A 22,101-nucleotide genomic window follows, 5' to 3' on the forward strand; every position below is an offset into this window, starting at 1 on the left:
GATGTGCCCAGAGATCACTGGGCGTACGACGCAGTGACCACCCTTGTCGGAAAAGGCTACCTGGGGGTATACGATTCTGGGCAGTTCCGGGGTGAGGAAGGTGTCGACAGATACCTGCTCGCCTTTGTCGTCGCCCGGCTTCTTCGAGACGTGGAGGCTGGCAGAACGGCCATCAGTGAAGAGGACATGAAACTCATCAAACAACTCGCCATCGACCTGAGAGAGGAACTGGTCGTGGTCGTGAGCCGTCTCTCCGAGCTCGAGAAGGCTTCCGCTGCATCCCAGAGCGGCCAGGCCATCCTGCGAGAAGACCTGAAGCGCGTGGCTGACCAGTACAGGGCTCTGGGTCAGAGACTCGATGAGCAACGCGCGAGACTGGAGGAGTCCTTGAGGCAGTCCCAGGTCGCGCAGGATCAGTCCCTCGCCTCCAGCCTGTCAGCGGTGGAGAAAAAGCTGCAAGGCGAGATAACCGGGGGCGACAGTAAGGTCGCGGCCAGTGTCGAGGCGCTGAGACAACAGGTGCAAGAGGCCGACACGTCCCTGGCTGCTAGGATCGAGGCCGTCCGGGCCCAGGGGGAGCAAGCGAACGCTCAGATCACGAAAGACGTGGCGGCTGTGGGGACGCGAGTGACCGAAGTCGACGCGAGACTTACCAAGAGCGTTGTGGACCTGGGTGATCGGGTGGCGAAGTCTGATGCAAGGCTGAACGCGAGCGTGGCCGACCTGGCGTCCCAGATCAAGGCGCTCTCTGATGAGGCTGGGAAGTCTGCGGCCACTGTCTCAGGGCTCAGCTCCAGCCTGGCCGATCTTACAACGAGGCACACGCAACTCTCTGAGGTTCTCGCCGGGGTGGCGTCTGACCTCAACGCGCTTGACTCGCGGGACCGCGTGGCCAACGAGTCACTCTCAGCGCGGATCGCAGAGGTGTCGGCGGAACTCGGCAAGACCGCCAAGCAGTGCGCGGCGGTGGCCGATGGTCTCGAGCGTGCCATGAAGGAGAGCGACGCTGCGATAAACCAAGAGATTCAGCGGCTTCGCGAGCAGCTAGCCGCGCAGGTGTACACAGCGCGGGGCGAGCTTGAGCAGAGAGTCTCCACCGTCTCAGGTGAAGCCGCCAGGGACCTGACAAACCTCGGCGCCCGCCTCGATACTGTAGAGGCCGAGCTCCGCAAGTCGGTGGAGTCGGGAGTCGCGCGCCTCGACCAGAGCCTGCGCGACCTGGACGCCAAGGTCGCTGCGGTCCGCTCCGATCTCGGGAACCAGATCACCTCGGCCCGGGCGGAGTTCGACGGGAAGCTCGCCGCATCCGCAAAAGGCTTGACCGAGCGGATAGAGAGTATCTTGAATGACCTCGGAAGTCTCCAGGCAGCTCACGCCGAGTTCGCCAGGTCCGCTCAGGAGGCCATCTCCCTGCTCAGGCAGGACTTGGTTGCCAAGGTTGGCGCAGAGGCGGACGCGCGACAAACGGCAGACGCGTCGCTCAAAGCAGACCTGGAGGCTGTGCGCGCGCTTATCAACCAGCTGACCCAGTCCACGTCTGAGGCAGACCAGGCGCTTGCCCGGGATCTGGCGGCGGCCGTCGCCCGGGAGGAACAGGCCCGGGTGCTGGCGGACCAGGCACTTTCTGAGGAGATTTCGGCCCTGGCAAGGGCGAGTGCTGATGCGGATCGGGCCCTGGCGGAGAGCCTCGCAGCCGAGAAGAAGGACAGGCAGGACGCCCATGCCGCGCTTGGCCTCGAGTTCGACGGCAAGCTTGCGGCGGGGCTGTCGGCTGAAAAGGCGGAAAGGCAGGCGGAGGACCGCAGGCTTGAGTCCGACATCTCCGCGCTCCGGAGCGCGCACGAAGGCCTTGCCGCGTCGGCCGCATCCGCCCGTGCTGAACTCCGCCGGGATCTAGAGGCCGCTCTTGACGCCGAAAAGGCTGCAAGACAGACGGAAGCCGCATCCATCATCGCCGACCTTGCGGGGGCACGGGGTGAAATCTCGCAGTTGGCCGAGAAGACCGCGAGAGCAGACGCAGCCATCATGACGGCACTCGAGATCGAGAGAGCCAGAATCGACGGCCTTGCATCAGATCTGGTGTCTCTCCGCCAGGACCTTGCTGCTCTACGCGAGTACACCCTGGGGGTCGAGTCCAAGCTGATGGCACTGAAGGATGACACTCAGGCGAACTTCGCGGACCAGCGCAAGGTAGCCGCGGAGCTGAAGGCTGGCATCGACCAGCTTTCGAAGGCCCTGGCTGCTACTGAGAAGAGTCTTCTGGACAGGATCTCCGCAAACAGCGCCGAGGACGTGAAGACCAACGCGAAAGTGCTTGAGAACGCTCTTCTGATCAGGGACACCACAGATCTCCTGGCGAAAACCCGTGAGTCCCTGAACAAGACGTCCCTCAGCCTGACCGAGGCGCAGGCGGCCATCCAGGCTCAGAACGCCAGGCTAACTTCGCTCGATCAGCGCGTGATCAGTATGGAGAAGATGATCCAGGGGAGCGTCGAGGAGTTGAAGGCCAGGTTCGCGGACGAACTCGTCGCCGAGAGATGGGAGGCCGAGGCCCGCGAAGTCAAACTCCAGGGCCGGATCGAGGAACTCGAGACTCGCGTGGCGCAACTTGAGGCGGACAAGGCGGAGATGGACAAGGCTATAAAGAAGGCGTCCAGCGGGACTATGCTCGGAGTGCTGGCCTTGGTCGCGGCTCTCGCCGGGCTAGTGCTAGGAGCTGCGCAGTAGCTGCCAGTGCTCAGGATGGTCTGGGAATAGCTCACAACGGTGGTGCCGGGTCCAGATGGGATGCCCGGCGCCTATGCTTCTTTCAAGTCGGGTTCGGACCAGCTTGCCCGGGTTCCTGATGGGACTCGGGTTTCTCATTTGCCCTTCGGGGTTATGCCACCGGTGGACTTGTCGACCTTGTGACAAGAGGTGCAATAACCGCCATAGACGCGCACGAAAGCATTCTCTGTGCCTTGCTGTGGCTGTTTGTAGTGGGATTCGTGCATGATCTTGCCCATGTCCGCCCGTTTGGCGTGGCAAGTGTAGCCGTCCTTGAACTCGTCCAGCATCGCATCGGCCGCCTTCGGATGCTTGCCTGCATTGACCATTGACTTCATAGCGGTGAGATATGATTCGCTTATGCCTGGGTCGCCGCCCATATATTGTGAATCATAGCACTTCCAGGCAAGTCTTCAAGGCGAGAACTCCGCAAAACGGACGCACATAGGCGGGAAGCCGTGGAACCAAAGTTGTTCTAAAGTCATAGTGTATATCACGCCAAGCTTAGATAGGGCCTTCAGCACAGAGGAGGGAGGCACATGGAGGAGGCGTCGAGCAGGACCCTCATTACTGACATCCTCATTATCGGCGCCCTCATAGCGAGCCTGTGGCTCACGATGGATCAGGAGGCATCCGCGGACGACGGAGAACCGGCGTTGGAGGCTCGGCCCTGGCCCGCGAGAGGCGAACCAGGTCGATAGCCCGGAGGGGGTGGGTCAATGTTCAATTCTTACAGGGACGTGCGCGGCAAAATGCGTGAAAGTTTTCGGTATTCGGAGACTGGGAAGCCGAGGAAGCGAAAAATCATCATCTTCGACGAACGGGTCAGCCCCGACTCGTGGACTCAGATCCTGTCGGAGTGCAGAGGGCACATACTGGAGAGGCTGCCGCTCGTCAACGGCGTAGTGGCACTGGTCGATGACGATGAGGTCCGGGACGTGCAGGCCTTGGTGGGCACCAGGTCCGGGGTGATCCGCGTCGACGACGACATCGACATAGAGATGGCCTACGAGGTAGGACCGCTTGCGTGGGGCCCGAAGTTCGCTGAATCGGTGCCCTGGGGAGTGTCGAGGGTCAGACCGAACTCCCTGGAGTACACGGGACGAGGTGTCAAGGTGGCTGTTCTGGACACCGGCATCGACACCGGACATCCTGACCTTGGTGCGAACGTTCGCGGCACCTACAACGCAATGGGGCATGCCGCATCGGCCCGGGATGACAACGGACACGGGACGCACGTCGCGGGCACCATCGGTGCGCTTCGGAACGGCATCGGGGTACAGGGTGTGGCTCCCCGCGCAAGCCTCTATGCGGTCAAGGTTCTCGACGCCCAGGGGTCCGGCAAACTTTCAAGCCTTGTCGGGGGGCTCTCGTGGTGCGTGGAGAAAGGCATCCGAGTGCTCAACATGAGCCTGAGTTCCGGACGGGATAACCAGACCTTCCGTGAGGCGATACAGAATGCACGGCGGGCGGGCCTCACGATGGTCTGCGCGGCCGGGAACAGCGGGCCCGGGGCGGACACCGTCGGGTACCCCGCCAAGTATGTCGAGACCATCGCGGTGGCCGCCACTGCAGAGGACGACAACATCGCGGATTTCTCCAGCCGCGGGCGGGAAGTCGACCTGTGCGCTCCCGGAGTCGATATCCTCTCGGCGTGGCCGGGGCGGAAGTACCGGAAGAGCTCGGGCACGTCCATGGCGGCGCCGCATGTCACTGGGGCTGTGGCCCTGCTTCTCGAGGCTGACTCTTCGCTCTCGCCTTCAGACATCAAGTCCGCCCTTCAGGCCACAGCTGACCGTCTGGACGGGCCGTCTTACGAGGAGCAAGGGTCTGGGATCATAAACATCGGCAAAGCGCTCGAGCGAGTCTCGAAAAAGCGCATGTCTGTCGTGTGACGGAAGGGGGTGCATCCGTGAGGATTCCGACTGATCCGGAGAGTGTCAATCTCATGCGGGCCATGAAGCCGTTCTTAAGCGACCGGGGCCAGCACGCGGTGGATGACCTTCTTGGCGCGGTTAACCTGGTGTCGATCTTCGGCTCTCTCGGAGATGCAATGAAACGGAGGCAAGGGGGGGGCGGGCGCCCGCTTGCGTTCCTCTCGAGCCTCGCCAACCTCGATATTGACCCGACAACTGTTGCGAAGGCGGTGGATGCTATGGTCAACTTCCCCAAGAACATGCCGAGTGATTCCAACAGGTCCAGCCCAGGGGCGTCCCATGTGCCCAGCGGTCCCGGCGGAGCGGGAGGGGCACAGCCCCCCAAACCGGAGGAGATCGCCAAGATAATGCAGTCCATCATGAACAGGGCCGCGACCGACCCGAACTTCGCCGCGCTTTTGGGCTCGTTTGCGGAAGAGGGCATGAAGTCCAGCATGTTTCCAAAGCTCATGGAGGTCATGGGGCCAGAGATGCGCTCCAACCCTCCTGAGTCAGAGTCGTGAACCCATTGGGGGTGGTCAGCGTGAAACTGGATGAACTGATGTCGTCCAACACAGGAGTTGGAAAGCTTCTCCCGCTGTTCGTGCTGCTTCTGGTCTTTCTCTTCATCGAATGGTGGTTCTAACCGCCAAATGGACGCGTGCGGAGGGGATCGAGCATGGCAGATCAGGCCAAAGGGCCAAAGGCAACCTGGTTCATATGGGGCTTCCCGTGGTGGTGGTGGTGCATTCTGATCCTGGGTATCCTCGTGCTCTGCTTCTTGATCTTCAGGTAAACCGGAGAACGACTCCAGTCGCGTCGGGGTCGCGTCGTAGCATGGCGCGACCCCTCCCTCTGTACTTCCTTGCTTTTCCGCCGTTTCCCCCGGACTGGCCGGGTGGTATAATGGTTCCAAGGCTGTCGGCCCGGAACCCCCTCGAGGGGCTTCGACAGGTGATGTCCCGCAGCTACGAGATGCATCAATGACATGGCAGGAGGATCCCACATGGTGGGGACAATCATCAACGTAGTATCAGTTGTGGCAGGAAGCTGCATCGGGCTTGCGTTCGGGCACCGGCTCCCGTCTCGGATCTCTGAGACTGTGATGCAGGCAATGGGGCTTTTCACCTTCTTCATTGGCCTGCGGATGGCCTGGGGAACCGCCGATCCCTTCATGCTCCTCCTTTCGCTCGTGGCAGGGACGACGCTCGGGAGCGCGCTTGACATCGAGGGGCGCTTGGACAGGCTCGGAGAGCGGATACGGCAGCGTGTCGGGGCAGCCGATGGGGGCTCGTTCACACAGGGTTTCGTGGCGGCGAGCCTTCTGTACTGCGTGGGGCCTATGGCGATCATGGGCTCACTGCAGGATGGGTTGTCAGGTGACTTCACAGTACTCGCTACGAAGTCCGTAATGGACGGGACGGCGTCAGTCGCGCTCTCTTCCGGGTTGGGAGCCGGAGTGGCGTTTTCGGCACTTCCCCTGCTCGCGTACCAGGGCTCAATCAGCCTGATGGCAGGGGCCTTGAGACCTCTCATGACGGAGGCCGTGGTGAGAGAGATGACCGCGGCCGGGGGCATACTTATGCTTGGCATCGGGCTCAACCTCATTCTCCGAACACGGGTCCGGGTGGCGAACATGATACCTGCCCTCTTCGGGGCGGCATTGGCCGCAGGGTTGTTCATGAAAGGGTGACTGGGCTGTGGAGTTCATCAAGATGCATGGGCTCGGCAATGACTTCGTCATCACCTTCTGCCGGACAGAGGACGAGGCAGATACGTTGCTTGTGGCGGCGCCGCGTCTCTGCGACCGGCATTTTGGGATAGGGGCTGACGGGGTGATCGCCGTGATGCTGTCCGCAGTCGCTGATATCAGGATGCGGACATTCAACCCTGACGGCTCGGAGGCCCAGATGTGTGGAAACGCTATAAGATGCGTCGCGCGGGCGGTCGAAGAGCACTGGACCGCAGATCTCGCCCGGGGCCTAGCATCCGGGGACCCGCTCCGAGTGGAGACCTTGGGCGGGCTGAAGCGGGTGTGGGTGACAGATCGTGGGCCAGGGGCGTGGCGAGTGCGTGTGGACATGGGTGAGCCGTCGTTCGGGCAAGTTCCTCAGGTTGAACAGGAGTTCGACATCGGCGGGCGGAAGGTTGTCCTCACCTTGGTATCTATGGGGAACCCACATGCTGTGACCTTCGTTCCCCGGCTCGACCGGGCCCAGATGCTTGAAATGGGTCCGAGAATCGAGACCTCGGAACACTTCCCAGACCGCACCAACGTCGAGTTCGTCTCGGTGGCCGGGGATACTTTGCACGTTCTGGTCTGGGAGCGCGGAGCCGGTCCCACCCTCGCGTGTGGTACGGGTGCATGCGCATCTCTGGTTGCAGCCGCCCGGACAGGCAGGTCAAGCAGGCGCGCTGCCGTGGAATTGCCAGGCGGCCTGCTCGAGGTGGAATGGGCTCAGGATAACCACGTCTACATGACCGGGGCCGCAGAGGAGGTTTTCACCGGGCAGGCGGAGGTATCGAGCTTCCTGCCGGGGCCTGGTACGGTGAGATCACGCTACGAGGAGAGTGGGCGAGTATGAAGACGGCCGCACGCTTGCAGAACCTGGCACCTTACCTTTTCGCTCAGATTGAGCTCAAGGTTGAACGGGCACGTCAGGCCGGTCAGGACATCATCAGCCTCGGGATAGGAGACCCCGACATGCCCACTCCGGGCCATGTGGTGGAGGAAGCACAGACGCAGGTCGCGAACGCCGCGAATCACCAGTACCCATCGTCCCGTGGGATGAGGGTCTTCCGTGAAGCCGTGTGCAGGTACTACTCCCGCAGGCACGGGGTGAGCCTTGACCCCGATTCCGAAGTCGTCACGTTGATCGGGTCCAAGGAAGGTGTCGGGCATATATCGTTCTGTTTTACGGATCCGGGACGGGCGAACCTCGTGCCCAACCCGGGCTACCCCGTGTATTCAGCAGGCACGCTCCTGGCAGGGGGCGAAGTCGCCGACTTGCCCCTGCTCCCGGAGAGAGGCTATCTCCCGGACTTTTCGGCCATCCCCTCCGACGTGGCCCGGAACACGGCAATAATGTTCCTGAACTACCCAAACAACCCCACCGGGTCCGTCGCCACAGCCCAGACGTTCATGGATGCTGTGGAGTTCGCCCGGGGCCACGACATCCTGCTCTGCCACGATGCTGCCTACACCGAGATCGCTTACGATGGCGAGAGACCCCCGAGCCTGCTGGAGTTCCCAGGGGCGCGGGACGTTGGCATCGAGTTCGGATCCCTGTCGAAGATCTTCAACATGACCGGATGGAGAATCGCCTGGGCCGTGGGTAACGCCGACGCCATCAGGGCGCTCGCCACTCTGAAGTCGAACCTGGATTCAGGGGTGTTCCAGGCCATCCAACTTGCGGCAGTTCGCGCTCTGGACGGCCCGTGGGAACCAGTCCGGAGAATGGTGGACATCTACCGCCGTCGCCGAGACGTGGTCATTGACGCCCTGCATTCCATGGGCTGGTCGGTCGAACCGCCTCGGGGGAGCATCTATGTGTGGGCGCCCGTCCCAGAAGGGCTCACGTCGATAGAGTTTGCGGAAGGCGTGTTCGATCGGGCGGGGGTTGTGGTGGCGCCTGGCATAGGCTACGGTACGAGGGGCGAGGGCTACTTCCGAATCTCGCTCACAGTCCCCGATGACCGGCTCAAAGTCGCCCTCGACCGGATGAAAGGGTCGGGGGTGTGCGCGAGTTGCGGCTGGCGGTGATCTCGGACATCCACGGGAACCTTCCCGCCGCTTCCGCCGTCCTCTCAGACATCGGGGCGCGTGGGTTCGATCTGGTGGTATCCATTGGGGATATGGTATCCAAAGGGCCCCAGGGGCCAGAGGTGGTGGATCTCCTGCGCTCGAAAGGAGTCCAGATGCTCCTCGGGGGCGGAGAGTTCATGCTTGGGCTAGAGGAGCCCAACTTCGTGTTGAGTGACGAGACTGCTGCCCAAGACAGGCTCCAGGTATACGAATGGGAGAGATCCCGGACAACCCAGGATCAGGTGGAGTTCCTCACAGGGCTGCCGTTCTCGATGACCGTGGACTTGAATGGGGTTGGAGTCGACCTCTTCCACGCCACTCCATGGAATTGCTTCGACCTAATCTTTCCGGACGCCCCTTCCCACGAAATCGAACGGCTCAGGCTGTCAGGCGAATCCAAGGTGAGCGTGTGCGGCCACACCCACCGCCCTTTCGTTCGCACGATACGCGGCCACACCTACATCAACGCAGGCAGTGTCGGGCAGCCTTTCGACGGCGACTGGAGGGCGTGCTACGTCTCCTTGGAGGCCGGGCCATGCTCACAGCAGGTTTGCGTGATCCGCGTCGAATACGACGTGGAGGCAGCGATACGGGCAGGTCGAGAGTCGGGCATGCCGGCCTTTCACGCCTACGAGAAGATGCTCAGGGCTGGAAGCTACCCTTACCCTCATGAACCCCGTGCCACAGATAAGGCACATTCCCCCCGGAGGTGCTCTAATGCAGGTTGCGGAACGAAAGGTGAAGGTCACTGCGTTCGGCTGCCAGATGAATGAGCGGGACGCCGAGACCATAACCGGGTTCCTCGAGAAGCTGGGGTACGCCCCCACTGACTCTCTGGACGATGCAGACATGGTCATCTTCGTCACGTGCTGCGTTCGGGAGAGCGCAGAGAACCGGGCCCTCGCGAACCTCGCGGACACGAAGGCCCTGAAGCGGAGAAGAACAGGGCTTGTGATCGGGATCTGTGGGTGCATGGTGCAGCAGAAGAAGATGCAGGAGTACATCCGCGAGAAGATGCCCTGGGTGGACCTGGTTTTCGGGACGCACAACATTCACAGGCTCCCTGAGCTCGTCTCCCGGGTGCTCGCGGGAGAGCGCGTGATCGAGGTGTGGGACGAACCAGGAGAGATTGTTTCTGACGTGCCCGCTGTGAGGACGTCCAAGATAAGTGCCTATGTCAATGTGACTTACGGGTGTGACAACTTCTGTTCCTACTGTATTGTCCCTTACGTGCGGGGCAGAGAGCGCTCCCGTACGGTGGAAGAGGTCCTAGGAGAAGTCCGAGATCTCGCCTCTCGAGGCTACCGCGAGGTGACCTTGCTCGGACAGAACGTCAACTCCTATGGCCGGGGGCTTCCGCCCCTCGCTTCCGGGAAACGGCCAGATTTTGCGCATCTCCTCAGGGAAGTTGACAAGATCCCCGGGCTCGTGCGGGTCAGGTTCACCACATCCCACCCGAAGGACATGAGTGACGAACTCATCGACACCATCGCCGGAGCGCGGAAGGTTTGCGAGCACTTCCACCTGCCTTTGCAGGCAGGCGGGGACCGGGTCCTGGAGCGGATGAACCGCGGCTACACTTCCGCCCAGTATTTGAACCTGGTGGAACGTATCAGACGCGCGATCGAGAATGCGGCCATCACCACCGATATCATGGTCGGGTTCCCGGGCGAGACCGAAGAGGATTTCCAGGGGACCCTGGAAGTCGTCCGGCTGGCGCGGTTCGATGCGGCTTTCACGTTCATCTACTCCCCGAGGGAAGGCACCAAGGCTGCCACCATGCCGGATCAGGTTCCCCACGATGTCAAGCACGAACGGATCTATCGCCTCATCGAGCTGGTCAACGAGACGGCACGGGAAGTCAACGAGAGGTTGCGAGGGGCCGTTGTGGAGGTCATGGTGGAAGGGCCCTCCGATCGCGACCCATCTGTGCTGGCTGGGCGAACCAGGACGAACAAGATGGTGCACTGGAAACCGCCGCATCCCGTGTCGCCAGGGGACCTAGTTCTGGTCAGGATAGACGAGCCTCATACCTGGACTCTTCACGGGACCCAGGTGGGGGAGGGAGATACCTCTTGGAGGAGCAAGCCGTGAGATCCGCGGTCAAGTCAACGCCCATGATCGAGCAATACCGGGAACTGAAAGCCAAGCATCCCCAGTCCATTCTCATGTTCAGACTCGGGGATTTCTACGAGATGTTCTGCGAGGACGCGGTCATAGGAAGCCGCGAGCTCGGGATCGTGCTGACGTCGCGGGAAGTCGGCCCCGGGAACCGGATGCCCATGTGTGGGGTGCCACACCATGCAGTAGACTCCTACGTGGCAACTCTGGTTGCGAACGGTCACACCGTGGCCATCGCGGACCAAGTGGAGGACCCCAAGAAAGCCCGGGGACTGGTCCGGAGAGAAGTAATACGGATCGTCACCCCGGGAACCATGACGGACCGGATCGAGCCCAAGGAGAGCAACTTCCTCGTGGCGGTTGTCGCTTATGGCTCGAGGGTGGGCCTTGCAGTGTGCGACGGCTCCACCGGCGAACTCGCGGCGACAGAGGCGGCGGGGCCGGACGCCCTCCAACTCATCTCGGACGAGGTATCCAGGATCTCGCCAAGCGAGTGCATCTACCCTGATAACCGCGGGGATGGCAGCGTACAGGGGTGCCCAATTTTCGGCACATTCTCCGCTTTCGCCAGGCCTGCCCGGGAGTTCGATAGGGTGAGGGCAGAGCGGCTTCTCTGTGAGCAGTTCGGTGTGGCGTCCCTTGAGGGCTACGGCGCCGACGGCATGGAAATGGCGGTGGGGGCCGCAGGTGCCCTCGTAAGCTATCTCAGGGAGACTCAAATGACCTCCGTGCCCCACATAACTGGGATACGCATCTACCGGCTCGGGGATTTCATGCACATCGACGCAGCCACCCGGCGGAATCTTGAGGTTTTCCAGCCGAAGACAGGCCTCGTCTCCGTCCTGGACTCGACGCTCACTGCAATGGGCGGGCGGCTCATGCGGGCCTGGTTCGAGCGCCCCTCCATATCTGTTGAGGAGATTCAGGCGAGGCTCGACGCTGTGGCGGAGTTCGCCTCCAACACCTTCCTGAGAGCCGACGTCAGACGGGCACTGGGAGGAGTATGCGACCTGGAGCGGGTGTCAGGCAGGATCGGGTACAGAACAGCAGGTCCCAGAGATCTCCTCGCCCTCGCTGCATCCCTCGAGGCCGTTACCGCCCTCGGGAACATGCTCGAGGGTGTGCAGTCGGCTAGGCTCGCAGCTGTCCGCGGTGAGCTGGACTGTGTGCCCGAGGCCTGCGAGTTGGTGCGGGCCGCGATATCTCCTGACGCTCCGGCCTCGGTGTCCGATGGAGGAATCATCCGGGCTGGGTTCGACTCAGAGATTGATTCTCTGCGGGAGTCCGCTGCGTTGGGGAAGGAGTGGATTCTCAGGCTGGAGGCGGGGGAGCGGGAGCGCACCGGGATCAAGTCGCTCAAAGTAGGGTTCAACCAGGTCTTCGGTTACTATGTGGAGGTAACCCGAGCCAACGTTCACTTGGTACCTGAGGACTACGTGCGCAAGCAGACGCTCGCGAACGCAGAGAGGTACATCACCCCTGAGCTCAAGGAGCTGGAATCCAGGATTCTCGGCGCGGAGGAGAGGCTCGAGAGCCTCGAGGTGGAAGTGTACAACCGTGTCAGGGAACAGATAGCATCGTACCTCCCGCGGGTGCTCAGGACTGCGCGGGCTGTGGCGCAGATAGACGTGTTGGCGTCGTTCGCCGAGGTTGCCCAGGCCAATGGGTACGTCAGACCTGTTGTGGACTCAGGGCCCGCCATCGTCGCACGGGAGGCTAGGCACCCGGTGCTCGAGCAAGTGCTCGGCCCGTCAAGGTACGTCCCCAATGACATCGAGATCTCCCGGGAAGACGGAAGAGTCCTCATAATCACCGGCCCGAATATGGCGGGGAAGTCCACAGTCCTCGCTACACTGGGTCTGATCACTCTGATGGCCCAGGCTGGGTCGTTTGTGCCTGCGCGAGAAGCGACCGTGGGCATTGCGGACCGTATTTACTACAGGACCGGGTCCTATGACGACATAAGTGCCGGGAAGAGCAGTTTCATGGTTGAGCTTCTGGAGGTAGCGAGGATTCTGAATACCGCCTCGGAGCGGAGCCTTGTCCTTGTGGACGAACTGGGCCGGGGCACCAGCACATACGACGGGATGGCCTTGGCATGGGCGGTGGCGGAATGGCTCCACGACTCGATAGGGTGCAGGACTCTGTTTACGACCCACTACCACGAACTCGCAGCCCTCGAAGAGAGGCTTCCCTATGCCAGGAACTATCACGTCGGTGCGGTTGAGCGTGGGGGAGAACTGACTTTCCTCTACAGGCTCTGCCGGGGGAGCGTCGACCGGAGCTATGGCGTGAACGTGGCGCGAATGGCCGGGCTTCCAAGAGAGGTGGTGAGGCGGGCCCAGCAGATACTCAGGGACCTCGAAAGAGCCCAGCCTCAGGGTGGACACCAGATGACTCTGTTCGGGTGGACATCCGAAGAACCCGTTCCCACCCATCCCGAGGTTGCAGCAACCCAGGCTCCTTCGAGCAAGGAACCGGCCTCCGGCGAGGCAGGGCCTAGCGGGGTGTGGGGCGAGAGGATCGCTGAGAGACTCATGGGGATCGACCCTGATGAACTGACGCCGAGGGAGGCCCTGGCCCTCGTGTACGAGCTTCGGGCACTCGCGCACCAGGTGGAGTGATCGCTATGCGCATTGTGAGGCTGCCAGAGGATGTGGCGAACAGGATTGCCGCAGGCGAAGTGGTGGAGCGGCCGGCGTCAGTTGTGAAGGAGCTGGTCGAGAACTCCATAGACGCCGGGGCGGCGACGATCCAGGTAGAGGTGGTCGGGGGCGGGCTCGAGCTGATCTCTGTCACAGATGACGGGTGCGGGATGGACTCTGAAGACGCCGTCCTCGCGTTCGAGCGCCATGCCACGAGCAAGATAGCAAAGGCCGAAGACCTTTTCTCCGTGGTCACGTTGGGGTTCCGCGGCGAGGCGCTGCCCAGCGTGGCGTCGGTTGCCCGAGTGCGCCTGGTCACCCGGACCGCTGATGCACGCGAAGGCACCGCCGTAACAATAGAAGGTGGCCGCGTTCTTGATGTCTTCCCCATAGGGGCTCCCGAGGGTAGCACAGTACAGGTTCGGGACCTCTTCTTCAACACCCCGGCGAGGCTCAAGTATCTCAAGTCCGTCGCAGCCGAGACCAGGCGAATAGTGGATATCGCAGGCAAGCTAGCCCTTGCCCATCCCGAGGTCTCGATGCATCTCACAATCGACGGCCGGACAGTCTTCTCAACCCCGAGTGGAGGCAGTCTCGGGGATGCTGCTGCCGCCGTTCTTGGATTGGATCTCGCCCGGCACATGCTGCCGGTCCAGGGCAGGTGGGAAGACATCACTGTAGGGGGTTTGGCGGCGCCTCCCAGGTTCGCCAGACGAACCCGGGACGTGCAGCATCTGATTGTGAACGGCCGCCCCGTGGTGTCCCGGACAGTCTGGTCCGCTCTAGACCGGGCCTACGGCCGCACAGTCCCTGAAGGCAAGCGGGCCCCGGCTGTTATTGTGGTTTCGGTTGACCCTGGTAAGGTGGACGTGAATGTCCACCCGGCCAAGAGCGAGGTGCGGTTCGCGTCAGAGGACTCGCTCTACCGGGCGGTGTTCGGGGCGGTGGCCGGTGCACTCCGGTCCCTGGACTCCACGGGCGGGCTGGAACCCCAGGTGCCTGCCGGCATAGGGAAGCTATCTGGAGGGAGCGCGGCGAAGCCGGTTGCCAGTACTGCTACACGCACCTATCAACGGGTGACAGAAGGCGAAGGGTTGTTCCGGGAGCGCGACGTTCCCGTTTCGGGGGGTTCCCAGGTTGCGCCGGTGACCCCATTGCCGGTTCCCAGAGTCATCGGCCAGCTTGATGCCACCTTTATACTCGCGGAATCGGAAGGCACTCTTTTCATAGTCGACCAACACGCGGCTCACGAGCGAGTGCTGGTGGATTCCTTCAGAGCGAGGGTCGCGAGGGGTCCGGTGGAGACTCAGTTGCTGATGGTGCCGGAGGTAATCGACCTGCCCGCCAGGGAGGTCGATGCGGTCACAAGGAACGCAGAGGTACTGCATGACCTCGGTCTAGAAGTGGAGCCGTTCGGTGGGAATTCTGTGCTCCTCCGGGGGATTCCATCCGGCGCGGGGGACGTGAGCCCTATCGATCTGTTGTGGGCCGCTATAGAAGGACTCATCTCCGCCCCGCCCGGTGCCAACACTCTGGACTTCGCTGACCATGTGGCGGTCTCATTGGCCTGCAAAGGTGCGGTCCGGGCCGGCGCACCTCTTACCCCTGACGCCATGGAAGGGCTTGTGACCCGCCTTTTTGCTTGTGCTGATCCTTACCGGTGCCCACACGGAAGGCCCACGGTGGTCGCCTTTTCGCCCGAGTCGATCAGGAGGAGCTTCGGCCGGAGATGAACGTGGTGGTTACTACTTCCATCCGGGCCGGGGCACACGCTGAGGAGCTGGCCAAGACGGTCGCAGCGAGGCTGGGAGTTCCCTACCAGTCGCGAAACCGGACTCCTCTGCCTGACGTGCTGTCGGAGGCGGGCCTCGCGGGCACAGGCGGGGTGTTGGTGGTCGAGTCCCTCGGGATGACCGTGGTGACGTATCAAGACAATACAGAGCTCGGACGGCTGCGATTCCACCCCGGCATGGCCCCGATCCGCATCCAGAGACTCGAAGAGGGAGGCTTGGACCACATGGTGGAGGCAATGAGGCTTTCACCGGGAGACTCCGTGCTCGACTGCACTCTGGGCCTGGGATCCGATGCGATAGTAGCCTCATGGGTCGTGGGTGAGGGTGGGGCTGTAGTGGGTGTCGAGGCGAGCCCGGTTGTGGCGGAACTGGTCCGGGTTGGGCTGCAATCCTACAACGATGCCCGGGAGGACGTGCTGCAGGCCATGCGAAGGATCGACGTCGTGCACGCGGACAGCCGTGTGTATCTGGAGGCGCTCAACGGACGGGCATTTGATGTCGTGTACTTCGACCCCATGTTCCGGGAGCCCGTGAGATCATCCACGGGGATCAAACCCCTGCGGCGCTGGGCAGTGAGCAAGCCCCTGGACCGTGAGACCATCATGGTTGCGGCCAGGGCCGCCCGCCGGTTCGTAGTAGTAAAGGACCGCAGGGGTGGAGGGGAGCTCGAGAGGCTCGGGATCGCGACAAGCGTGGGCGGAAAGGGAAGCAGCGTGGAATACGGGGTCCTACCCGCCTGGGAGGGGCCTTTTGCTTGAGGCAGGTGGCAGGAGCTTGGCACGCCCCCCACTTCTCGTGATAGTGGGCCCCACAGCGGTGGGGAAGTCGGCAGTGGGGCTCGAGATCGCAGAAAGGCTGAACGGGGAGATAGTCTCCGCAGATTCCATGCAGGTATACCGGGGGATGGACATCGGGACCGCCAAGGCCACGGAGGATGAACGTGCCCGAGTCCGGCACCACCTGTTGGACGTGGCAGACCCGGGCGAGATCTTCTCCGTCGCAAGGTACCAGGAGCTGGCGCAGGCAGCGATCGAAGGCATTACTGCACGTGGAGCGCTTGCAGTCATGGTGGGCGGCACCGGGCTCTATGTGGACGCGGTGGTTCGAGGGTTTCTCTTTCCTTTTGAGGGCCGCAACGATGACATACGGCAGCGACTGGAGCAAGAGGCGAATGTCGTGGGCAGCTGCACCTTACACGGGAGGTTGCGGGAAGTGGACCCCCGAGCGGCGGAACGGATCCACCCCAACGACCGCCGAAGGATCATAAGGGCGTTGGAGGTCCACGAAGTAACCGGCGTTCCCATAACTGAACTGCAGCGCCGGCATAAGGGGCAGTCCAGGTATGACACTCGGCAGTTCGGGCTCACCCTACCCCGAGATGTCCTGAGGGAGCGGATAGATCGCAGGGTGGACGAGATGATGTCAGCCGGGCTGCTCGAGGAAGTACGGGAGTTGGTTGGCGGTGGGTATGCCCCATGCTTCACTGCCATGCAGGCCATTGGCTACAAAGAGCTGGCAGCGTACCTGGAGGGACGAACGTCCCTGGAAGAGGCGGTGCACACGATCAAGAACGAGACACGGAAGTACGCGAAACGGCAGATGACGTGGTTTCGGAAGAACCGCGACATCGAGTGGGTAGACATATCAGAGTACGACGAGCCTGAGCAGGTGGCGGATGAGATCATCACACGGCTGGGTGAGTGGCCGAGGGGGGTGGACACAGGCGGTGATCCGGCCTGAGGAAGATGATATAGGGTCGGTTCTAGGGGTGGATGACGACCTGCTCGCACTTGCGCTGCGTGTCCGTGAGACGATCCAGCCCCAACTGCGGCGGGTGGAGGATATCGCACGCTTCAACACAGCCAGGGTCCTTGAGGCCTTCAAAAGCGCGGGCCTGGGCGATCAGCATTTCGGAGGCACCACCGGGTACGGGTACGATGACACAGGCCGGGACGCCCTCGAGCGCGCGTTCGCGAAGGTCTTCGAAGCAGAGGCCGCACTGGTACGCGTTCAGATCGTGTCGGGTACGCATGCACTTGCCGCAGTCATGTTCGGCATACTGAGGCCGGGGGACCTTCTTGTGTCCGCGTTTGGAAGTCCTTACGACACCATGAGAACGGTCATCGGGAATGACGCTCCGTCCAGAGGGTCACTTGCCGAATTCGGGGTGGAGTATGCCGAGGTGGCCCCGGACGACCGTGGTGAGCCGGACCTCAGCGCGATCTCCAAAGCGTGTTGCGATGCCAGGATGGTTCTGGTCCAGCGGTCCCGGGGGTATGCGCGACGCCGAGCACTCACTCTCGCTGACATTGACCGCATAGCGCACGCTGCGCGGATGCGTAATCCCCGCGTGGTCGTGGTCGTGGACAACTGCTACGGGGAGTTCACCGACACCCACGAGCCCACAAGCCATGGTGCGGACATCGTTGCTGGGTCGCTGATAAAGAACCCCGGGGGAGGGGTCGCTCCCGCCGGAGGGTACATAGCAGGCAACCGAGAACTAGTCGAGATGGCCGCAGAGAGACTGACCGCGCCGGGCCTCGGCTCTCACGTTGGCCCTTCGCTGGGGCTTACCCGGCAACTCGCCCTCGGCCTCTTCCTTGCCCCGTTGACTACAGCAGAGGCAATCGCTGGATCCATCTTCGCCGCGGAGTTCCTGGCCAGCCTCGGGTTTGTGGTCTACCCTGAGCCTGGGAGCCGCAGGTCTGACATTGTGCTTGGCGTGCGGCTCGAGACGCCTGAGAACGTCACGGCTTTCTGCCGGGCGGTGCAGGAATCGTCACCGGTCGATGCGAGCGCGGTGCCGGAACCCGCGCCCATGCCAGGGTATTCTGATCAGGTGGTCATGGCAGCAGGAACGTTCACGCAGGGCGCCTCGATAGAACTGTCTGCAGATGCGCCCCTCCGCCCGCCCTACGACGTGTACCTGCAAGGAGGCCTGTCCAGGCATCAAGTGGAATTCGCTATGCTCAGGTTTGCTCAGGCGATTCGAAGGAAACCACGGCAGGTGGGTTGAATAAGTAGAGAGACAGTTCTCCGGCCCTGGAGGGATAGTCTTGAGGCGGAATCAGGCTGCATCTCTATGTGCCGTGGTTCTTCTCGCCTTCTTCGCGCCATTACTGGGCCCTCGAGTCTCGGTGGCATCAGCCGTCAGTGCCGTCGATTCGCTGATCATCCCGCAGTCCGGTGCGGCGATGGCGAACAGAACGGTTCGGGTCGAGCTCTCTCCGGGTCTGAACCGGGTGACGGTCGAAGGAGTGCCAGGCACCGTGGTTCCTGCATCAACGGACCTTGTGCCCGTAAATGGGCAGGTTCGGGTGGTCTTCAAGAGAGCCGGCGAGGGAAGGCTTGAGTTCGGTGTGATCTCGGAGGAGGCGGCGACCGAGGACTTCCATCTATCCTACTCTTTCACCGGCCTTACATGGTGTCCGTCCTACACGGTGTTTCTTTCGGCTTCCGAAGACTCTGCCGAGTTCGCTGGGTGGTACGGCATATCCAACAAGACCACCATGACCTTTGCGCCTGCCCATGTGGTTCTGGCGGCAGGACCAGGGTATGGTCTTGGTGGTCGGCCTCCGCACCGCGTCGGGGCCTCGCTTGGTGAGAGTGTCAGGGATCTGTCTCCGGCTCCCGAGATACCGGCGTTGTCCGAGACCTTTCTTCCGTTTGTGAGAGTCCCATCCATGCCGGCGAGAACAATTAACGTGGTTGAGCGCCTCGGGCCTTACAACCCAGAGCCCCCGGCTCCAAAGCGGGATGACCGTCCCGTGCTGGTCACGCTGGAACTGACAAACCAGAAAGGGAGCGGGCACTGGGTGCCCGACCCGATCCCCCCAGGCGCGGTTCGCGTGTTTGCCAGGACCAAGGACGGCACGACATACTTCCTCGGCGAGGACACCTTTTCCCAATCAGCCGCCCTGCCGGCCTTTCTTGCCAGGCTGGGACGGTCCCCGAGCCTGAAGGCGGAGAGGATGCGAACCGACCAGAAGAAGATCGGCACCAGTTCGTGGGAGGAAGCGTATCAGGTGAGGGTCACGAATCTCGGGGCGCATGATGCTGAGGTTGTGGTGGTGGAGGAACTGCCGGGCGAGTGGACCATCCTTCAGAGTACCCCGGCCTTCTGGACCAAGACTCCTTCCGGATTCGCCCAGTTCGTTGCCACGGTGCCCGCAGGCGGGCGTGTCGATGTTCTGTTCAGGGTGAGATTCACTCTCTGAGGAGGCTTTCTGGATGGGGGATGTGGGGTCCCCGGGGGCGCTTCCGGGGGCGTCCGAAGTCGCAAACGAATACGGGACCTGCCTGGTGTTGTGGAAGGAACTCCAGTGCGTTGCGGCCATGGAGGCCCAGTCCCCGGACCTGATCCTAAAAAACCTTCAGCTAGTCTACGGGATTGGCCCCAAGACAGAGTCCAGGCTGAGGACGGAGGGCTACTCCACCGTGGTGGACCTTCTAGTCCACGAGAAGTGGGGTGGGAGGGCGCGGCCGGTCGCCCAGGCATACGAGGAGGCAGACGCCTCTGTGCTGTCTCAATGCGGGGCACGTGATGTCGAACTGCTATCAATGTACGCTCCTGACGAGATCGCGTTCATGGACATCGAGACGACAGGGCTTGCGGCGACCTACGCCCTCTTCATGGTGGGGATGCTTCTGCCTTCTCACGGGGGTCTTGCGCTCTGCCAGGTGATCGCAAGAGAGTACGAGGAGGAACCAGCTGTTCTCGAGGAAGTCCGTTTTCGCCTGGCGCGTGCCCGCGCGGTCGTCACCTACAACGGCAAGAGCTTCGATGTACCCTTCGTCCGCAGGAGACTTGCCTACCACGGCATGGACGTCAAAGTGGACTTCGCCGTCATTGACCTGCTATGTCACGCGAGGCGGAAGTATGTCGGCACCATCCCCAACTGCAGGCTCACCACGGTGGAACGCTGCGTTCTCGGCCTGGACCGCGGGCAGGATGTTCCCGGCGAACTCATACCTGCCATGTACAACGAATTCGTCAGGACGAGGAACTGGGACATACTCATCCCGATCCTTGACCACAACGAGTTCGATCTGATCGCTCTCGCCCGCCTGCTTCCCCTTCTGGTGTAGCGCCCGCATATTTCGCCTTCTCCCTCATATAGATGTAACGTCATGGAGCAGGTACAACCCGCATGCGGCGAGCTGGGGGTTAGACCGCCTCCACCCGGACGGATACGAGGGAGGGAGAACTCGATGGAGAAGTTCGACATCTTCCAGCATATTGCCGAGCGCACCGGGGGCGACGTCTACATCGGTGTGGTGGGGCCGGTCCGGACTGGCAAGTCCACTTTCATATCGAGGTTCATGGACCTCGTGGTCCTGCCAAACATGAAGAACGCCTACGAGCGCGAGCGGACCCGCGATGAACTCCCCCAGAGCGGTGCGGGCAAGACCATCATGACGACCGAGCCGAAGTTCGTCCCAGGTGAGGCGGTCGGCATTACTCTGGGCGAGAACATCAGAGTCGCCGTCAGGATGGTGGATTGCGTAGGGTACACAGTCCCTGGAGCGTTGGGCTACGAGGAAGCCGACGCCCCAAGGATGGTCAGAACGCCATGGTTCGATGAGGAGATTCCCTTCCAGAGGGCGGCGGAGATCGGCACTGAGAAGGTCATACGGGAGCACTCCACGATCGGGCTCGTGGTCACGACTGATGGATCGATCACCGATATCGTCCGAGACGCCTATGTAGACGCCGAGCGGCGAGTCATCGCTGAACTGAAGGAACTAGGCAAGCCTTTCATAGTCATTCTGAACTCCACGCACCCCGAGGCCGAGGAGACCACCGGGCTTGCAGAAGTGCTTGCAGAGAACTATGACGTGCCGGTGATCCCTGTGGATTGCCTCCGCATGACAACCGAAAGCATCTGGCGAGTCCTCCATGGGGTACTGTACGAGTTCCCGGTCCGGGAGATTTCCGTCAGGCTGCCTGAGTGGGTCGTGGAGCTCGAGGAGACTCACCCAGTTCGGTCGAGTTTCGCAGCAAGTGTCAGGAATGCTGTGGACACTATAAACAAGGTCCGAGACATCGAACCTGCTGTTGTCGCACTGTCCGCGGCTGAAAACGCCCAGTCCGCTTCAGTCCTCCACCTCGACCTCGGGACCGGATGCGTCTCGATAGAGGTCACTGCACCCAGGACTCTGCTGTTCGAGATCATCTCGGAGATGAGCGGATTCGAGGTAGGGGGCGATCACGATCTCGTCCGTATGATGCGCGACCTGACCCACGCGAAACGGGAGTTCAGCAAGCTCGAGCGCGCGCTGGCCGATGTGCGGGAGAGCGGGTACGGGATCGTCATCCCGTTCCTGGACGAGATAACCTTTGAGGATCCCGATATAATCAGGCAGGGGAACAAGTGCGGGGTGAGGCTCAAGGCCACCGCGCCTTCGATCCACATGATCCGAGCGGACATAAAGACCGAGGTGACGCCAGTAGTTGGAACGGAGAAGCAGAGTGAGGAGTTTGCGCGAAGGATCGCAGAGGAGTTCTCGGAGGATCCATCGAAGATATGGGAAACGGAGTTCTTGGGCAAGTCCATGCAGGAGCTGATCCAGGAGGGCATCGAAGCGAAACTTGCTCACATGCCAGAGCACGCCCAGCAGAAGCTCCGCGAGACCTTGCAGAAGATCGTGAACGAGGGCAGCGGCGGGCTGATATGCATCATCCTGTAACCAGTCCGAAAGCCAGCACTCCCACGGAGCGCGCCCGGGCGAGAGGTAATAATGCCAGGTGCGACTGGACAGTATATTCGTGGGAGGGGGTGAATGGCGTGACCAAATCCGACCTTGTGGACGCCGTGGCTAGCAAGACTGGGATCACCAAGAAGGACACGGCGAGAATGGTAGACGCCGTGTTCGAGACCATAAAGGAAGAGCTGGGCCGAGGCTCGAAGGTCCAGATCATTGGGTTTGGCAGCTTCGAGGTGAAAGCCAGAGAAGCACGGGTTGGCCGAAATCCCAAGACAATGGAGGAAATCCGGATTCCAGCGCGGAACGTTCCCGTATTCCGGGCAGGCAAGGAACTCCGAGACTCAGTA

19 protein-coding genes are annotated in these 22,101 nt (G+C 61.9%); 18 read left to right on the forward strand and 1 reads right to left on the reverse strand.

Annotated elements, in window-relative coordinates:
• Positions 1-2,727, forward strand: a 2,727-nt coding sequence (locus NUW23_04760; GenBank protein MCR4425487.1) for a hypothetical protein, incomplete at its 5' end; no start/stop codon positions are given.
• A gap of 134 nt (positions 2,728-2,861) precedes the next feature.
• Here NUW23_04760 and NUW23_04765 read toward each other — a convergent pair.
• Positions 2,862-3,146, reverse strand: a complete 285-nt coding sequence (locus NUW23_04765) for a hypothetical protein (protein ID MCR4425488.1) — start codon at positions 3,144-3,146, stop codon at positions 2,862-2,864.
• 159 nt (positions 3,147-3,305) lie between these two features.
• Here NUW23_04765 and NUW23_04770 point away from each other — a divergent pair, with 159 nt between their 5' ends.
• The 17 genes from NUW23_04770 to NUW23_04850 all read left to right on the forward strand — a co-directional run.
• Positions 3,306-3,467 (forward strand): hypothetical protein, encoded by a 162-nt coding sequence (locus NUW23_04770; GenBank protein MCR4425489.1) that lies wholly within the window; start codon positions 3,306-3,308, stop codon positions 3,465-3,467.
• Between the two features lie 18 nt (positions 3,468-3,485).
• Positions 3,486-4,661 carry a S8 family peptidase gene (locus NUW23_04775; GenBank protein MCR4425490.1) on the forward strand — a complete coding sequence of 392 codons (1,176 nt, stop codon included), beginning with the start codon at positions 3,486-3,488 and terminating at the stop codon, positions 4,659-4,661.
• A 17-nt stretch (positions 4,662-4,678) separates the two neighbouring features.
• Entirely contained in the window at positions 4,679-5,206 is a 528-nt protein-coding gene (locus NUW23_04780; protein MCR4425491.1) for a hypothetical protein, read from the forward strand.
• A gap of 482 nt (positions 5,207-5,688) precedes the next feature.
• A complete protein-coding gene (locus NUW23_04785) occupies positions 5,689-6,375 on the forward strand; it encodes a DUF554 domain-containing protein (GenBank protein MCR4425492.1) in 687 nt (228 codons plus the stop codon).
• 7 nt (positions 6,376-6,382) lie between these two features.
• Positions 6,383-7,267, forward strand: a complete 885-nt coding sequence (gene dapF / locus NUW23_04790; protein MCR4425493.1) for a diaminopimelate epimerase — start codon at positions 6,383-6,385, stop codon at positions 7,265-7,267.
• Complete coding sequence (locus NUW23_04795) at positions 7,264-8,445, forward strand: LL-diaminopimelate aminotransferase (GenBank protein ID MCR4425494.1); 1,182 nt, start codon at positions 7,264-7,266, stop codon at positions 8,443-8,445. Before dapF ends, NUW23_04795 begins: the two co-directional genes overlap by 4 nt.
• The gene (locus NUW23_04800; GenBank protein MCR4425495.1) at positions 8,421-9,260 is read left to right on the forward strand and encodes a metallophosphatase family protein; all 840 of its coding nucleotides are present in this window, start codon (positions 8,421-8,423) and stop codon (positions 9,258-9,260) included. The genes NUW23_04795 and NUW23_04800 overlap by 25 nt, the downstream gene beginning before the upstream one ends.
• Complete coding sequence (miaB, locus tag NUW23_04805) at positions 9,205-10,581, forward strand: tRNA (N6-isopentenyl adenosine(37)-C2)-methylthiotransferase MiaB (protein ID MCR4425496.1); 1,377 nt, start codon at positions 9,205-9,207, stop codon at positions 10,579-10,581. The genes NUW23_04800 and miaB overlap by 56 nt, the downstream gene beginning before the upstream one ends.
• Complete coding sequence (gene mutS, locus NUW23_04810) at positions 10,578-13,232, forward strand: DNA mismatch repair protein MutS (protein MCR4425497.1); 2,655 nt, start codon at positions 10,578-10,580, stop codon at positions 13,230-13,232. The genes miaB and mutS overlap by 4 nt, the downstream gene beginning before the upstream one ends.
• Positions 13,233-13,237: 5 nt before the next feature.
• On the forward strand, positions 13,238-14,986 hold the full coding sequence (gene mutL / locus NUW23_04815) for a DNA mismatch repair endonuclease MutL (protein ID MCR4425498.1): 1,749 nt from the start codon (positions 13,238-13,240) through the stop codon (positions 14,984-14,986).
• The gene (locus tag NUW23_04820; protein ID MCR4425499.1) at positions 14,983-15,804 is read left to right on the forward strand and encodes a class I SAM-dependent methyltransferase; all 822 of its coding nucleotides are present in this window, start codon (positions 14,983-14,985) and stop codon (positions 15,802-15,804) included. The genes mutL and NUW23_04820 overlap by 4 nt, the downstream gene beginning before the upstream one ends.
• Positions 15,805-15,820: 16 nt before the next feature.
• Positions 15,821-16,786, forward strand: a complete 966-nt coding sequence (gene miaA / locus NUW23_04825) for a tRNA (adenosine(37)-N6)-dimethylallyltransferase MiaA (protein MCR4425500.1) — start codon at positions 15,821-15,823, stop codon at positions 16,784-16,786.
• On the forward strand, positions 16,776-18,062 hold the full coding sequence (locus tag NUW23_04830) for a methionine gamma-lyase family protein (protein MCR4425501.1): 1,287 nt from the start codon (positions 16,776-16,778) through the stop codon (positions 18,060-18,062). The genes miaA and NUW23_04830 overlap by 11 nt, the downstream gene beginning before the upstream one ends.
• 40 nt (positions 18,063-18,102) lie before the next feature.
• The gene (locus NUW23_04835; protein MCR4425502.1) at positions 18,103-19,263 is read left to right on the forward strand and encodes a hypothetical protein; all 1,161 of its coding nucleotides are present in this window, start codon (positions 18,103-18,105) and stop codon (positions 19,261-19,263) included.
• Between the two features lie 13 nt (positions 19,264-19,276).
• Positions 19,277-20,134 carry a ribonuclease H-like domain-containing protein gene (locus NUW23_04840; GenBank protein ID MCR4425503.1) on the forward strand — a complete coding sequence of 286 codons (858 nt, stop codon included), beginning with the start codon at positions 19,277-19,279 and terminating at the stop codon, positions 20,132-20,134.
• 123 nt (positions 20,135-20,257) lie between these two features.
• Complete coding sequence (spoIVA, locus tag NUW23_04845) at positions 20,258-21,736, forward strand: stage IV sporulation protein A (protein ID MCR4425504.1); 1,479 nt, start codon at positions 20,258-20,260, stop codon at positions 21,734-21,736.
• 98 nt (positions 21,737-21,834) lie between these two features.
• A partial coding sequence (locus tag NUW23_04850) for an HU family DNA-binding protein (GenBank protein MCR4425505.1) occupies positions 21,835-22,101 on the forward strand: 267 nt, incomplete at its 3' end.

The organism is Bacillota bacterium, from assembly GCA_024655925.1.
GTDB lineage: Bacteria > Bacillota > DTU025 > DTU025 > JANLFS01 > JANLFS01.

What these genes read in the sequence shown, in the direction of transcription:
- NUW23_04765 (MCR4425488.1), bottom strand. Translation starts at nt 3,146, where the DNA reads ATGGGCGGCGACCCAGGCATAAGCGAATCATATCTCACCGCTATGAAG.
- NUW23_04770 (MCR4425489.1), top strand. Translation starts at nt 3,306, where the DNA reads ATGGAGGAGGCGTCGAGCAGGACCCTCATTACTGACATCCTCATTATC.
- NUW23_04775 (MCR4425490.1), top strand. Translation starts at nt 3,486, where the DNA reads ATGTTCAATTCTTACAGGGACGTGCGCGGCAAAATGCGTGAAAGTTTT.
- NUW23_04785 (MCR4425492.1), top strand. Translation starts at nt 5,689, where the DNA reads ATGGTGGGGACAATCATCAACGTAGTATCAGTTGTGGCAGGAAGCTGC.
- NUW23_04795 (MCR4425494.1), top strand. Translation starts at nt 7,264, where the DNA reads ATGAAGACGGCCGCACGCTTGCAGAACCTGGCACCTTACCTTTTCGCT.
- miaB (MCR4425496.1), top strand. Translation starts at nt 9,205, where the DNA reads ATGCAGGTTGCGGAACGAAAGGTGAAGGTCACTGCGTTCGGCTGCCAG.
- mutL (MCR4425498.1), top strand. Translation starts at nt 13,238, where the DNA reads ATGCGCATTGTGAGGCTGCCAGAGGATGTGGCGAACAGGATTGCCGCA.
- NUW23_04820 (MCR4425499.1), top strand. Translation starts at nt 14,983, where the DNA reads ATGAACGTGGTGGTTACTACTTCCATCCGGGCCGGGGCACACGCTGAG.
- NUW23_04840 (MCR4425503.1), top strand. Translation starts at nt 19,277, where the DNA reads ATGGGGGATGTGGGGTCCCCGGGGGCGCTTCCGGGGGCGTCCGAAGTC.
- spoIVA (MCR4425504.1), top strand. Translation starts at nt 20,258, where the DNA reads ATGGAGAAGTTCGACATCTTCCAGCATATTGCCGAGCGCACCGGGGGC.